Annotated in this window: 15 protein-coding genes and 1 pseudogene; 12 read left to right on the top strand and 4 right to left on the bottom strand. The window is 55.5% G+C overall.

Going from position 1 to position 14,558, the window contains the following annotated elements:
* The first annotated feature begins 33 nt into the window (after positions 1 to 33).
* From KI367_RS09455 to KI367_RS09425, 7 genes are all read left to right on the top strand, one after another.
* The gene (locus KI367_RS09455; protein WP_036708370.1) at positions 34 to 468 is read left to right on the top strand and encodes a VOC family protein; all 435 of its coding nucleotides are present in this window, start codon (positions 34 to 36) and stop codon (positions 466 to 468) included.
* Complete coding sequence (locus KI367_RS09450; protein ID WP_212949184.1) at positions 440 to 799, top strand: hypothetical protein; 360 nt, start codon at positions 440 to 442, stop codon at positions 797 to 799. Before KI367_RS09455 ends, KI367_RS09450 begins: the two co-directional genes overlap by 29 nt.
* Positions 800 to 819: 20 nt before the next feature.
* Positions 820 to 1,707 carry a TIGR01777 family oxidoreductase gene (locus KI367_RS09445; protein ID WP_212949182.1) on the top strand — a complete coding sequence of 296 codons (888 nt, stop codon included), beginning with the start codon at positions 820 to 822 and terminating at the stop codon, positions 1,705 to 1,707.
* 99 nt (positions 1,708 to 1,806) lie between these two features.
* Positions 1,807 to 2,559, top strand: coding sequence for an enhanced serine sensitivity protein SseB C-terminal domain-containing protein (locus KI367_RS09440; RefSeq protein ID WP_036708379.1), 753 nt, complete (start codon positions 1,807 to 1,809; stop codon positions 2,557 to 2,559).
* Between the two features lie 105 nt (positions 2,560 to 2,664).
* Positions 2,665 to 2,859, top strand: coding sequence for a DUF4177 domain-containing protein (locus KI367_RS09435; RefSeq protein WP_036708384.1), 195 nt, complete (start codon positions 2,665 to 2,667; stop codon positions 2,857 to 2,859).
* 197 nt (positions 2,860 to 3,056) lie between these two features.
* Complete coding sequence (locus KI367_RS09430) at positions 3,057 to 3,770, top strand: YjjG family noncanonical pyrimidine nucleotidase (protein WP_036708389.1); 714 nt, start codon at positions 3,057 to 3,059, stop codon at positions 3,768 to 3,770.
* A gap of 213 nt (positions 3,771 to 3,983) precedes the next feature.
* Positions 3,984 to 4,508: a hypothetical protein gene (locus tag KI367_RS09425; RefSeq protein WP_212949180.1), complete on the top strand. Its 525-nt coding sequence runs from the start codon at positions 3,984 to 3,986 to the stop codon at positions 4,506 to 4,508.
* Positions 4,509 to 4,586: 78 nt separating this feature from the next.
* On the opposite strand, the pseudogene KI367_RS09420 reads toward KI367_RS09425, so the two are convergent.
* From KI367_RS09420 to KI367_RS09410, 3 genes and pseudogenes are all read right to left on the bottom strand, one after another.
* Positions 4,587 to 4,688 (bottom strand): annotated as a pseudogene (locus KI367_RS09420) (short-chain dehydrogenase); the annotation flags it as partial.
* Positions 4,689 to 4,783: 95 nt separating this feature from the next.
* The gene (gene cysK, locus KI367_RS09415; RefSeq protein ID WP_212949179.1) at positions 4,784 to 5,707 is read right to left on the bottom strand and encodes a cysteine synthase A; all 924 of its coding nucleotides are present in this window, start codon (positions 5,705 to 5,707) and stop codon (positions 4,784 to 4,786) included.
* Between the two features lie 226 nt (positions 5,708 to 5,933).
* Entirely contained in the window at positions 5,934 to 6,662 is a 729-nt protein-coding gene (locus tag KI367_RS09410; protein ID WP_212949177.1) for a YwaF family protein, read from the bottom strand.
* 216 nt (positions 6,663 to 6,878) lie between these two features.
* Here KI367_RS09410 and araA point away from each other — a divergent pair, with 216 nt between their 5' ends.
* From araA to KI367_RS09385, 5 genes are all read left to right on the top strand, one after another.
* Positions 6,879 to 8,366 (top strand): L-arabinose isomerase, encoded by a 1,488-nt coding sequence (araA, locus tag KI367_RS09405; protein ID WP_212949176.1) that lies wholly within the window; start codon positions 6,879 to 6,881, stop codon positions 8,364 to 8,366.
* A gap of 131 nt (positions 8,367 to 8,497) precedes the next feature.
* A complete protein-coding gene (locus KI367_RS09400) occupies positions 8,498 to 9,586 on the top strand; it encodes a GntR family transcriptional regulator (protein WP_212949174.1) in 1,089 nt (362 codons plus the stop codon).
* 87 nt (positions 9,587 to 9,673) lie between these two features.
* A complete protein-coding gene (gene araD, locus KI367_RS09395; protein WP_212949172.1) occupies positions 9,674 to 10,369 on the top strand; it encodes an L-ribulose-5-phosphate 4-epimerase in 696 nt (231 codons plus the stop codon).
* Positions 10,370 to 10,550: 181 nt separating this feature from the next.
* Positions 10,551 to 12,221: a ribulokinase gene (locus KI367_RS09390; RefSeq protein WP_036708401.1), complete on the top strand. Its 1,671-nt coding sequence runs from the start codon at positions 10,551 to 10,553 to the stop codon at positions 12,219 to 12,221.
* 126 nt (positions 12,222 to 12,347) lie between these two features.
* Positions 12,348 to 13,472 carry a sn-glycerol-1-phosphate dehydrogenase gene (locus KI367_RS09385; RefSeq protein WP_212949170.1) on the top strand — a complete coding sequence of 375 codons (1,125 nt, stop codon included), beginning with the start codon at positions 12,348 to 12,350 and terminating at the stop codon, positions 13,470 to 13,472.
* Positions 13,473 to 13,580: 108 nt separating this feature from the next.
* Here the strand turns inward: KI367_RS09385 and KI367_RS09380 are convergent, their stop codons facing one another.
* Entirely contained in the window at positions 13,581 to 14,498 is a 918-nt protein-coding gene (locus KI367_RS09380) for an ArsR/SmtB family transcription factor (RefSeq protein WP_036708405.1), read from the bottom strand.
* Positions 14,499 to 14,558 lie beyond the last annotated feature (60 nt).

Below are 14,558 nucleotides of genomic sequence, written 5' to 3'. Positions count from 1 at the left end.
ACGACGAAAAATAATCTTCAGGGAGGTTTTTTCATGACGTTTTCTTTCCTGCGGATCGGTTACGTGTACGTGCCGACGACCCGCCTCGACGATTCGATTGCGTGGTATACGCAGCATCTGGACTTCAAGCTGATGGAAAAATTCGAAGACCGCGGCTCTGACTTGGCCGTCCTGCATCATCCGCACGTGAACTCGATTGCCCTGCTGCTGATCGAAACCCGGGACAAGCAGCCGCTGGAAATCCGAAGAAACGGCAAGCCTTTTCCGATCATGGCCCTGAATTGCGAAAACATCGAGCATACCTACGACAAGTTGAAAAACGCGGGCGTTCAGGTGGAAGAGCTCCGTACGCTCGGCCAAGGCGAAGCCAAATATTTTTATTTCCGGGACCCGGAAGGCCATTTGCTGGAAGCCGCCTGGTCCAAATGGGACCCGCAGGATGAGATCAAGGAACATTTTAAGGCATGACCGGGCGGAGCAGGTAGATTCGGATCGCATCGGGAAAAAGCTGGGGAAGGTGACTCGCTACTCCGACCGCGAAGGCACATACGGCGGCAACTTTTCGAACGTTTACCCGAAGGGGACGACGTACCATGAAATACTAGGGATCAGCCCCCAAAAGCAGATTGCCGTAAAAACGGGCACCGAAGCCTACGTCATGGCTGAATATCGGGGACCCTATGCCGGACCGGCAGGCAGGCCGGGAGAGGCCTGGTTAAGCATTCTCGTCATTGCGCTGCTAGCCGCAGCCGGCATTTTTTTCTACCATCGCCATAGGAAGCGCCATCGTCCTACTTGACGGAAAAGGAGAGAGCAGCGATGAAACAAAAAATCGTGATCGCCGGCGGAACCGGTTTTATCGGGACGTACCTCGAACAAGAATTCAAACGGCGCGGATGGGAGGTGTGCATTATCTCCAGACGGGCTGGCCATATCTCCTGGCAGGACCGGGAAGGAATCCGCGAGGCGCTGGAGTCTGCGGACCTGCTCGTCAATTTGGCGGGCAAATCGGTCAACTGCCGTTATCATGACAAAAACAAAGCCGAAATTTGGAACTCCCGCACCGAGATGACGACGATCCTCGGGGAGGCCGTTTTGGCCTGCGAGCAGCCGCCGGAGCTATGGATCAATTCGAGCACCGCCACCATTTACCGGCATGCCGAAGACCGTCCGATGACCGAGGAAGCAGGCGAGATCGGCTCCGGATTTTCGGTGGATGTCGCCAAGGCATGGGAGAGGTCTTTTTTCTCTTTTAAGCTTCCCCGTACCCGTCAGGCGGCCTTGCGGATCGCCATCGTGTTGGGGCGCGGCGGCGGGGTGATGGTTCCCTACCGCAATCTCGTCCGTTTCGGCCTCGGCGGCATTCAGGGGCCCGGCCATCAACGTTTCAGCTGGATTCATCTTCACGATGTTTTGGGCGTCATTTTGTTCTTGAAGGAGCATCCGGAGCTTAGCGGCGTTTTTAACGTTTCGGCCCCGAATCCGATCACGAACAAGGAGCTGATGCGGGAGCTGCGCCGGGCGATGAACATGCCTTTCGGGCTGCCGGCCCCGGCCTGGATGCTCGAAATCGGGGCGAGGATCATTCAAACCGAAACCGAATTGGTTTTAAAAAGCCGCTGGGTCGTCCCGGAGCGATTAATGCAGGCGGGGTACGACTTCAAGTACAAAACGTTGGGAGAAGCTCTCCAAGAAATCATTCCCTAAACGCCATTCGAAGGAATTAGGGCTTTAGTTCACAGCCAAAGAAAGGTACACTACTTATATTGGGCCTTATCCGATACTTTCCTGAAGGGAGCATCAACCATGTCTTTTGAGGCAACGAACACGCTGGAGGAGAAGTTGATCAAAGCGGTCAACGAGCCTTCCGCCAGACCTGATTTTTATTACGAACTCCGGAATTCCGAAATTTACGCGATTCAAGGCGGGACAAACCCTGTTCAGGAAACAACCGAGCTGACAGCAGGGCAATCCGTCCAGCTGTTAAGCGTTGAAATGAACGGGAAACGATACATCCCGATATTTTCTTCATTGACCCGCATGCAGGCCTTCATTCAAGAGCCCGTGCAATATTTGGCCATTAATGCGGTGCATTTTTTTAATTTGACGAAGGGAGCCGACCTTCTGCTTAATCCGGGCTCCGAGTTCGGCAAAGAGTTTACCGCGCAGGAAATCGAAGCGATCCTGAACGGCTCCGTGTTTAACGCCCAAGAAGCTTACGTCGTGGAAAAAAACACCCAAACGATGATCGGTCCCCCTGCGGAACCGCCGACGGAGCTGCTGAACGAGTTGAGCAAAGTTTTTGAAGGATTAAAAAACGTCATCTGCGCCTACAACGCCCAGGTGTTTAACCCGCGCACGGACCGCGCGCCGCGGACGCTTATTGCGGTCAGCTACATCGGCAAAGGCGATCAAATCATTGCCGAGGCCGGGAAAGTCGCCGAATCGGTTCAAGTGCAGTATCCTCCGGTGCAGTTTATCGAGCTGAACGGCAGCTCCGGGCTTGAAAGTTATTTTGAAAGCAAGTGCAAACCGTTTTATTTGAAGGAAACGTTCTAAGCTGTCAACGGATTGCTGGATTCCTGGTACCGCCGCTGCTCCGTCCATGGGCGACGCGGTCATCGGGGTTGAATATAATCAATATTCGAAGGGATGCGTTAGACGATGGAAAAATGGGAGTACAAAACGGTCAAGTACCAAACCGGCGGCTTTTTGGGAGGAAAGGTGGACGAAGAGGAATTCGAACAACTGCTGAACGAATGCGGCATGGAAGGCTGGGAGCTGACCTCCTGCTTCGACACCAGCGCGGGCCAAGGACATTCCAGGGATGTCATCGCCGTGTTCAAAAGAAAGGTGTAACGCTCGTCCAATAACCAGAAGCACATGGCTTGTCTTTCGGAGATCCGTCCGGCGGGCCGCGTGCTTTTTTTTGTTGACGGAAACCTGCGTGCCCGGAAGAAGTCCCGGCGAAGGTGGATAAAATGCGTTTTTTCCCTTAAACTAGTTAGGATAAAGGCTGCAAGAAGCCGATTTTACATAGAAGGAAGGCCTGCAATTTGTCTTACGAATGGATTTTATTCGATCTGGATGAAACGTTGTTTGATTTTAAAATGTCCGAGGCGCGCGCCTTGGCTTACGTCATTTCGAGCCTGAATCTCGATCCGGAGGATGCCGGCATCATCGATTGCTATAACCGGATCAACAAAGGGCTGTGGAAGGAACTTGAGCAGGGGTTCATCAATTCGACCGATTTGAAGGTGGAGCGTTTCCGCCGGTTTTGCCAGGAGCAAAAGCTGGAGGAGGATGCGCAAATCGTCAGCGACCGCTACATCCAATCCCTTTCGGAGCATTCGTACGTGTTTGAGGGGGCGCTTGAGCTGCTGCAATATTTGAAGGACAACGGCTACCGCATCGCCGCCGTCACCAACGGCATCAAGCAGGTGCAGTTCGGGCGGCTTAACCGTTCGGCGCTTAAAGACTTTTTCGAAGCGGTGATCGTTTCCGAGGATACGGGCTTCCAAAAACCGCAGCCGGGGATCTTCGAGCATGCTTTTACCCAAATCGGCAGCAACGAAAAAGAAAAAATGCTGATGGTCGGCGATTCCTTAACCTCCGATATCCAAGGCGGAAACAACATCGGCATCGATACGTGCTGGTATAATCCGGACCGCCTGCCGAACCCGACCGGCATCGTTCCGACGTATGAAATCCACAAGCTGGACGAACTCAAGTCGGTTTTGCAGCGCGGCAAAGCCAAAGCCAGAACCTGATGAAAGCGCACTCGATCATGACAACAATTTGACGTGGTTGTAACCTTATTGTGACGATTTGGCGCGGGGGATGTTTTATAGTGAAACTATAAGAAGACCACGCCCGAACGGAGCTATTCCGGAGTTTTTACGCAAAATTCCGTTTGAAAATAACTCGGCAGGGTAATGGATAATATGGAAATCAATACATGTCCATTAAAGGAGATATTTTCAATGAAAAAAATCACGCTGTTTGCTACCCTCATGATCGCGGTTCTGCTAAGCATGACGACATCGGCCAGTGCAGTCGGAACGGACAAGGAATATACGCCGGTTCCTCCGAGCGAGGACACAGTGACAGCTTTGATTTCTTCGATAAAACAGGAGAACGGGCATATCGTCGTCCAGGCCGATCCGATCGAATGGTATGAAGGCGCCGCGGCCGACCAGAAGTTCATGGAACGGGAAAAAGAAGCGGCCGAAGAATTGGGCGGCGCGCCTGACGGTTATTACATCGTCAACGACGATCCGACGCTGAAGACGTATGACATTGCGCCGGATGCCCAGGTGCTGATGCAGTTGTACGATCACGACGGAACGTACGAAGGGATGGACATCCAGTGGAATGAACCGGTATCGCTGGATAAATATTTGGCCATCATGAACAACGACAAGCTGATCGACATGAAAAGCTTCCCGTACCACCTGACGATCCGGGACGGCAAAGTGGTTAAAATCGTTCAGCAATATATTCCATAAAAAGAAAGAATCCAGCACTTTGACGTGCTGGATTTTTTATATGCGGCGTTAAAAAGCGCGATCCATGCAGGCCGGCGCTTAGAGATGCGATCCGCCGCTGGCGTCGATGAGCTGGCCGGTGATCCAGCGGCTGTCTTCCGATGCAAGGAAAGCGGCGATGCCGGCGATGTCGCCCGGCTGGCTGGTTGGCAAGGGGAATGCCAAAATTTTGCTCTCTCATTCGGAAGGGGGCCCTGGTCCTCCAGTTCTGCCTTTTCTTGCGATCACAGGTGAGCCTAAAAAATCCCCATGCTGAGGTAACGCTCCCCGGTATCCGGGGCGATGCACAGCACCCGTTTGCCCGGACCAAGCCGCTTAGCCGCTTGCAGGGCGGTCCAGACGGCGGCGCCGGAGGACGGTCCGACCAGTATTCCTTCTTCCTTGGCGAGCCGGCGGGCCGTTCCGATCGCATCCTCGTCGCTCACCTGGAAGATTTCGTCGTATACGTCCGTATTCAGGATGGGCGGAATGAAGCCGGGGCTCGTCCCTACCAGCTTATGCGGGCCCGGCTGTCCGCCGGACAGCACGGGCGAGCCTTGGGGCTCGGCGACGTACACATGGATTCCCGGGATGCTCTCCCTTAATGCCTCGCCGGTGCCGGTAATCGTTCCGCCGGTCCCTGCCGTCGCCACAAAGGCATCCAGGCGCCCCTCCATCTGCTCGAGGATTTCCAGCGCCGTCGTCCGGCGGTGAATGTCGGGGTTGGCTTTGTTTTCGAATTGCTGGGGGATGAAGCTGTCCGGGATTTCCCGGCTCAGCTCAACCGCTTTGCGGATCGCGCCCGGCATGCGTTCGGCGGCCGGAGTCAACACGACCTCCGCGCCGTAAGCCTTCAAAATGTTGATCCGCTCCTTCGTCATGTTGTCGGGCATGACCAGAATGGCGCGATATCCTTTGGCGGCGGCGTTCATCGCCAGTCCGATGCCCGTATTGCCGCTCGTCGGCTCGATGATCGTGGAGCCGGGCTTCAGCAGCCCGTCTTTTTCGGCTTGGGCGATCAAGTTGAAGGCCGCCCGGTCTTTGACGCTTCGGCTCGGATTGAAATACTCGAGTTTGACGTACACTTCGGCTTCCTGGGCGCCCGCGAGACGGTGCAGGCGGACGGCCGGGGTTTGGCCGATAAGTTCGGTTATGTTTTGTACCACTTTAGGTCGTGTCATGGCGGCAAAGCTCCTTTTCGCGTTTTTTGCACGTTGCGGACAAGCTTTTCAGACCATTATAATTCCCGGCGGGCGATTCCACAATGAAGGCGGGAGGCGTTGCGCCGCAGGGTTCAGGCATTGATCGACCGCTTTTTTGCGTACAGCATATATGTATTCTACTAGGATCGATGCAAAAGCGGCCGAAAAGGCGGCAACACCAAGCCCTGCGTTAAGGTTGGATATTTTACATGGCCGATTGGCCGCGGGATTTTCCCATTTTGGCCCTCTTTTCCGGGAGAACAAAGCAGACCAGATGCATCAGAACGAAAATAAGCAGGGCGATGCCTTCTTCAACCAGCAGATAGAAAGGATGGGGACCGAGATAATCGAGCAGGGACGGCGTGGAAGGCTTATGCATCAAAAACATGTAGTTGGCGCCGAGAAGGTAATCCAGCGTCCCGACGACCACGGCGGCGGCGTTCAGGAAAATCATCGCCAGCCCCACCGATCTCCAGGTCGGCCTGTAGATTTCGATCCAGGTCATGTACAGCGAAGCCAAAATGATCAGCATATGGGCGACAAGAAACTGGAAAAAGCGGATATGCGGATAGCCGAAGGCCAGATTGGGCGTGACCAGCGCCTGCAGCGCGCCCCCGATCCCGGTAAAAAAGAGGATGCCGTACAGCACCCGGCTGCGGGTCAGCAGCATGACGACGGATAGAAGCAAAGTGATGCTGCATAACTCCAGAGGCAGCGTATACGCTGCGCTCCAGGCGCCCTCGGCGATATTCCATGCATCAAGGACGGCTTGGGATACGGCCAGCAGCGCGGCTAAGGCATAACGGAGAAAACGTTTGAGCTTTGGCCGCGTGCGCAAGGGAAACCGGAAGGCGTAAAGCAGAATAGAGAAAACGACAAGCGTAAGAAGCATAAGCAGATGGGAAGCTGAAAACGGGACAAACGGTTCGCTCATGGCCTTGCCTCCTGGAAACGGTTGTTATTCCCATGATAACGGTCAGCGCTCCGACCGCAAAGCTAAAAAATGTTTTGCTTGCTTTTTTGGGGCGGCAGGCATATGATAAAGCCATAGATACATGTACGTACAAGTATGAATAATTCGCAAAATTTGATCATATTGGTATGTACAAGTGAATGAACCCATAAGCATCAATTTAGGAGGGCTAACAAAATGAATTTGAAACCGCACTCATTTTGGTTTGTGACAGGCAGCCAGCATTTATACGGACCCGAAACATTGGAAGAAGTAGCTTCGCACTCGCAAATTATCGCGAAAGAACTGGATCAGGACGCTTCGTTTACGTATCCGGTCGTCTTTAAGCCGATCGTGACCACGCCGGATGAAATCTACAACTTGATCATCCAAGCGAACAGCGATGAAAGCTGCGCGGGAATCATTACGTGGATGCATACCTTCTCCCCGGCCAAAATGTGGATCGCCGGCCTTTCGCAGCTGCAGAAGCCGCTGCTTCATCTGCATACGCAATTTAACCGCGATATTCCGTGGGAAACGATGGACATGGACTTCATGAACCTGAACCAGTCCGCCCACGGCGACAGAGAATACGGCCATATCGGAGCCCGTCTCGGCATCGCCCGCAAAATCGTCGTCGGACATTGGGAAGATCCTGAAGTACGGGATTCCATCGCCGGCTGGATGCGCACCGCAGCCGCATTTGCCGAAAGCCGCCGCCTGAAAGTGGCCCGTTTCGGAGACAACATGCGCGAAGTGGCCGTAACCGAAGGCGACAAGGTCGAAGCGCAGATCAAATTCGGCTGGTCGGTCAACGGCTACGGCGTAGGCGACCTGGTGCAGGTCCTGAACGAAGTCAGCGACAGCGAAGTGAAAGCGCTCCTGAACGAATATGCGGAGCAGTATACGATTACCCAGGCCGGACTCAGCGACGGACCGGTTCGGGATGCGATCGCGTACCAGGCGCGCATTGAAATCGCGATGAAACGTTTCCTCGAGGAGGGCGGCTTCGGCGCCTTCACGACGACGTTCGAAGACCTTCACGGATTGAAGCAGCTTCCGGGCCTTGCCGTGCAGCGTTTGATGGAAGCCGGATACGGCTTCGGCGGCGAAGGCGACTGGAAAACCGCCGCGCTGACGCGCGTTTTGAAAGTGCTCGCGAACAATAAGGACACGTCGTTCATGGAGGATTACACCTACCATTTCGAACCGGGCAACCATATGATCCTCGGCGCCCACATGCTGGAGGTATGCCCGACCATCGCGGCTACGCGTCCGTCCCTGGAAGTGCATCCGCTCGGCATCGGCGGCAAGGAAGATCCTGCCCGTCTCGTATTCGACGGCCGCGACGGCCAAGCGGTCAATGCGTCCCTTGTGGACCTCGGCCACCGTTTCCGCCTGCTCGTGAATGTCGTGGACGGCGTGAAAGTCGAGAAGGCGATGCCGAAATTGCCGGTTGCCCGCGTGCTCTGGAAGCCGCAGCCTTCCCTGCGCGAATCCGCCGAGGCGTGGATTTTGGCGGGAGGTGCGCATCATACCGTGCTCTCGTACGCGATTACGGCGGAGAACCTGACGGACTTTGCGGAAATGGCCGGCATCGAAGCCGTCGTCATCGACAAAAACACGTCGGTTCAGCGCTTCAAGAACGAGCTACTGTGGAGCGAAGCGGCATATCGCTTAAGATAAAAAGGGCAGTTTGTCTCTATTCGCCCAGCCTATGATACAATAACTATATATGGAAGAGCCTGCCCGGCTGCACCGAACCTGGCGCCGGGCACGGCAGGCTCTATACTCGAATTGTTTCGCTGAGGTGAATGATGAATAATAGACGGATTCCCAAGTATATTCAATTAAAGAAAGAGCTGTTGTCCTGGTTCGAATCGGGCAAGTTGCAGCGTGGACAGCAGGTCCCTTCGGAGAACGAGATCGCGGAGCAGTTCGGCATGAGCCGCCAGACGGTCCGCCAAACCTTCGGCGAGCTGGAGAAAGAAGGGTGGCTGGAGCGGATTCAAGGCAAAGGCACTTTTGCCCGCCATCCGCAGCGCCGCGAAGCCGAACAGGCGAAAACGATCGGCATTATTACGACGTATATATCGGATTACATCTTTCCGCATATCGTCCGGGGTGCCGAAGCGGAGCTCCGCAGCCAAGGGTACCGGCTGCTGTTGTCCAGCACGGACAACACCAAGGAAAAGGAAATGGAAAGCCTGCAGCTGATGACCAGCCAGCCGCTCAGCGGATTGATCATCGAACCGACGAAAAGCGCCGAAGGCAATCCGAACCTGGCCTATTTCCTGGAGCTTCAGGAAAAGGGAATCCCTTACCTGATGATCAACGAAAAATACCGGGAGCTGGAATGCGCCTGCTTGAAGGTGGACGACGAGGCCGGGGGCTACAAGGCGGTCCAGTATTTGCTCGAGATGGGGCATACCCAGATCGCCGGTTTCTTCAAGCGGGACGACCTGCAGGGCGTAAACCGCCTGAAGGGTTTTTTGGCGGCGCATAAAGCCGCTGGAATGAGCGCTTCCCCGAAAAGGGTCGTCACCTACACGACAGAGGAGAAAAACAGCCTGCCTTACCGCCAGGCTTTGCAAATGCTTGGGGAAGGGGAAAACCGTCCGACGGCATTCGTGTGTTATAACGACGAGCTGGCGGTGCTGCTGATGGAGGCGGTTGCCGAAAGCGGGCTGCAGGTGCCGGAAGACGTGTCCATCATCGGCTTCGACGATTCCAGCTTGGCCACCGCTTCGGGAACGAAGCTGACGACGCTGACGCATCCGAAGACGGAGATGGGGCAGGCGGCGGCGAGCCAGCTGATCGCGATGATCGAACAAGGAAAAACGGCACGGGATACGATTTACGAACCCGAACTCATCGTGCGGGATTCCGTAGCGAAAAGAAATTGACGCGAAGAGGGACAGGTCTGCTTAAGTGCGGGCTCTCCCCGCCTTCGCTTGTACGTACAACCATCGATAAGAAAGGATGTGTCCGACATGCTGGAAGCATTAAAACAACAGGTGCTGGAAGCGAATTTGGCTTTGCCGAAACACGGCCTTGTCACTTTTACATGGGGGAACGTAAGCGGAATCGACCGGGAAAAAGGACTGTTCGTCATTAAGCCGAGCGGCGTTCCTTACGAGGATTTGAAAGCGGAAGACCTCGTGGTCGTCGATCTGGAGGGACGGGTCGTCGAAGGCGACTTGCGGCCTTCATCCGATACGCCGACGCACATGGTGTTATACCGTTCATTCCCTGAGATCGGCGGGGTTGTACATACCCATTCGCCGTGGGGAACCAGCTGGGCCCAGGCGGGACGGCCGCTGCCGGCGTCGGGAACGACCCATGCCGATTATTTTTACGGCGAAATTCCCGTGACGCGCCCGATGACGAAGGTGGAGATCGAAGGCGCTTACGAGCTGGAAACCGGGAACGTCATCGTAGAGCGGTTTCAGGAGCTTGGCTTGGATCCGATGCAGGTGCCCGGCATCCTGGTGCATGCGCATGCGCCGTTCGTATGGGGAAAAGATGCCCTGAATGCGGTCCATAATGCGGTGGTGCTGGAGGAAGTCGCCAAAATCACGGCGCGGCAGCTCCAGTTGAATCCGGACAGCAAGCCGATGGACCAAACGCTGCTCGACCGGCATTTTCTGCGCAAACATGGAGCCAATGCTTATTACGGCCAAAAATAATCGAAAAGCAAGCAACGTTTACTGCCATCATTTTATGATTTTGCAATAGGCATTCCAGCCGCTTCCGTGTAAGATATTGTCAAGTTGATCGGTTTCGAGCTAGGCAGCGCTGGATGGGAAAGTTATTTTCGGATATAGAAATTTCTCATGATAACTCGTTATCGAGCTGGAGGGGACTCAAATGAGCAAAAAGTATACGATCGGGGTGGACTACGGAACCCAATCCGGCCGTGCCGTATTGGTCGACCTGTCCAATGGGCGCGAAGTCGCGGACCATGTCACGCCTTACCCGCATCACGTCATCGACGAAAGGCTGCCGGGGTCGGGGAAAAAGCTGGAGCATGACTGGGCGCTGCAGCATCCCGCCGATTACATCGAAGTGCTGCGCCGTTCGGTGCCGGCCGTCGTCCGCGAATCCGGCGTCGATCCGGCGGACATCATCGGGATCGGCATCGATTTTACGGCCTGCACCATGCTGCCGGTCGATGAAAAGGGCGAGCCGCTGTGCCTGAAGCCGGAACTTCAGGACGATCCGCACAGCTGGGTGAAGCTGTGGAAGCACCATGCGGCCCAGCCGGAAGCGGATGCGATCAACCGGATCGCCGCCGAGCGCGGCGAAGCGTTCCTGGCGCGTTACGGCGGCAAAATTTCTTCGGAATGGATGATCGCCAAAGTATGGCAAATTTTGAACGAAGCTCCGAAGATTTATGATCAGGCGGATCAGTTCCTGGAAGCGACGGATTGGGTCATCTCGCAAATGACCGGCAGAATCGTGCGCAACAGCTGCACCGCGGGTTACAAAGCGATTTGGCATAAACAGGACGGATATCCAAGCAAGGAATTTTTCAAAGCGCTGGATCCGCGTCTGGAGAACTTGACCGAAACGAAGCTCCGCGGCGAAGTGATTCCGCTCGGAACCAACGTCGGCGGATTGACGGAAGACATGGCGGCCATGATGGGGCTGAAGCCGGGCATCGCCGTTGCGGCCGGCAACGTGGACGCCCATGCGGCCGTGCCTGCCGTTGGCGTCGTGACGCCGGGCAAGCTGGTCATGGCGATGGGAACCTCGATCTGCCATATGCTGCTCGGCACGGAAGAAAAGCAGGTCGAAGGCATGTGCGGCGTCGTGGAAGACGGCATCATTCCGGGATTGTACGGGTATGAAGCCGGCCAATCGGCCGTCGGCGACATTTTTGAATGGTACGTGGAAGAAGCGCTGCCGGCTTACGTGAAGGAAGCGGCGGACAAAGAGGGCATCGGCGTTCATGCTTGGCTTGAAAGGGAAGCCGCGCAGTATAAGCCGGGCCAAACCGGACTCCTTGCGCTGGATTGGTGGAACGGCAACCGCTCGGTGCTCGTCGATACGGATTTGACGGGCATGATTCTCGGCATGACGCTGCTGACCAAGCCGCAGGAAATTTACCGCACGCTGCTTGAAGCGACGGCTTTCGGCACGCGCAAAATCGTCGATGCCTTCCATTCGAGCGGCGTCAACGTGGATGTGCTGTATGCATGCGGCGGTCTGCCGCAGAAAAACAAGCTGCTGATGCAGATTTACGCGGACGTGACGAACCGGGAAATTTTCGTTGCGGATTCCAAACAGACGCCGGCGCTCGGAGCGGCGATCTTCGCGGCTGTTGCGGCCGGCAAAGAAGCCGGAGGTTACGACACGGTCATCGCCGCAGCCGAAAAAATGGCGAGGGTCAAAGAAGAAACCTTCAAGCCGATTCCGGAAAACGTTGAAGTGTACGAGCGCCTCTATCAGGAATACAACCTTCTTCATGATTACTTTGGCCGCGGCGCGAACGACGTGATGAAGCGGCTCAAGAACATCAAAAAGTCGGTCGAGTAGCCGGGGGGAACCCCGCAAGGAAAACTTGCAAAAGACCGTCTGCCTTCCATGCCATGGGGGCAGACGGTTTTCCTCAAACCGGCGGTCGTTTCGTTTTGCGAGAAGATTTAAAAGGAGGGGATCAGCATGAACATTCCGGGAGAATACGTTCTGGATCGGATGGTGCTCGAGAAGGGGGCTTTAAAGCAAGCGGCCTTCTATCTTAAGGACAAAGGAAGCCGGGACGTCATATTGGCGGCCGACGCGAACACTTACGAAGCCGCAGGCAGGAAGCTGGAAGAGGAGCTTGGGGCAGCCGGGGTTACCGTTCGGTTGTGCCTCATCGAACCCGGAGCTTCCGGCGACGTCGTGGCCGACGAAACTTCGCTTTTGCAGCTGCTGATCGAAGTGAATCCGGAAACGACGGATGCCGTGATTGCCGTCGGTTCAGGGACGATCCACGATATCGTGCGTTATGTTTGCTACAAAACCGGCAAACCGTTCGTTTCGGTGCCGACGGCTCCGTCGGTGGACGGCTTTACGTCGAAGGGGGCTCCCTTGATCGTCCGCGGCGTCAAAAAGACGTTCCCGGCCATCGGGCCCGTGGCGATCTTCGCGGATGTGGACGTTCTGACGAAGGCGCCTCAGCAGCTTGTTGCCGCGGGTTTCGGAGACATGCTCGGCAAGTACACTTCGTTGTTCGATTGGAAGTTCTCGCATCTTGCCGCGCAGGAGCCATACGACAAGGAAGTCGCCGACATGACGGAAAAAGCGCTTCGCGCCTGCGTGGAGCACGTCGACGAGATCGGGAAGCGGACCGAGGAAGGCATCCGGATCTTGATGACTTCCCTGATCGAATCGGGAATTGCGATGCTGAAGTTCGGGCAATCCCATCCGGCCTCCGGCGCGGAACATCATCTGTCCCATTTCTGGGAGATGGAGTATTTGCGCCGCGGCAGCCGCGCGCTGTTGCATGGCGCGAAGGTCGGCGTCGCCTGCGCGGAAATTTCGCGCCTTTACCACGATGCAGCCTTCCGCGGCGTCTATCCGGGACAGGAGCCGGAGATGCTGAAAAAGCACGGATCCCAGGTGCGGGAATGGCTGGACGAGGTGCCCGGGGAAGCCGATATCCGCTCGCTGCTGCAGCGTGCAGGCGGCCCTTCAAGCTTGCAGGAGCTTGGCATAGATGACGGCCTGTTTGCAGATAGCGTGCGCGAAGCCCATCGCCTGCGCGACCGCCATACGCTGCTGCGGGCGCTCAATGAAGCATAGTCCCGCCCGCCCGTTGACAGGGCGCATATCCAAAAGCAAAAGGGACCCGGAACAGGTGCATGTTCGAGGTCCCTTATGGATAGGCGCGATCGCCCGAAACGGCGCGGTTTAATCCGGCTTTACGTCATACAGCACGCGGGCCAGCAGGTCCTGGCTGTAGTTGCCGAAATTTTTGCCGAAAATGGTCAAGCCGCGTTTGTTTTCGGCCTGTTCCGTGACGGCGATCCGGAAGGTCAGCTCGCTTTTGTAGTCGAGGTTGATTTGGTTCAGCGTCACGTCCGATATCCGGCAGCCGTCGATAAAGCTGCCGTCCTGGTTGATGCGGATCAGCTTCAGCATGCCGTATTGGTTCAGATGCGGCGGCCACCAGTCGGGATTGAAGGTGCCGCGGGCATCGCCGAAATCGCCGGGACTGGTCCAACAGCCGATCTCGATGCCGTTGACGTAAAAATAAATGTCCGAAGGATAGTTGTCGCAAAACCCCGGGGCTTCCGAACCGAGCTCCATCGAAAACTGGATTTCCCGGAAGGTTTGGTTCGGCTTCAGGTAGTTCGGAATGCGGTACTCCAGGAAACCCTCGGCCAGCCAAATGATTTCCGCGTCGATCCGCTGCGGGTCGGCAAAATACCGGGGATCGTCGAAATCTCCGACGATGCTGTCTTTGGTTGCGAGTCCGCATGTCGGGGCCGCCTGATAGTTGCTGTAATGCCCGACCTGGATTTCGACCTCGTACAGATTATCCACGTCTTTGCTGCGCAAATCGACCATCAGCTTGTCCTTGTTCAGATAGCAGATTTTCTGGATGCCGTGTTTGCCGACGCTCGTATTGATTTCGATCAGTCCGCTTTCCTCCAGCTTTTTGACGTGCATCGTAATAGCCCCGTTGCTTAAGTTTAACTTCCCCGCCAGATCATTCAGGTTCAGGGCTTGGTTTTTGGCCAGCAGCTCGAGGATCTGGATCCTGATTTCCGAGCTTAACGCTTTGAAAATATCAATGCCGCTCATTAAATCCTTGATATAAATCATTTCATCGAACCCTTCTTCAGTAGGTAATGGATTAATCCCTAATTCTTTTATTTTAAATAA

The sequence above is a fragment of the Paenibacillus cookii genome (genome assembly GCF_018333375.1).
GTDB lineage: Bacteria > Bacillota > Bacilli > Paenibacillales > Paenibacillaceae > Paenibacillus_AQ > Paenibacillus_AQ cookii.
Note: the sequence above shows the minus strand (reverse complement) of the source record. Positions and strands in the feature narration are given on the sequence as shown.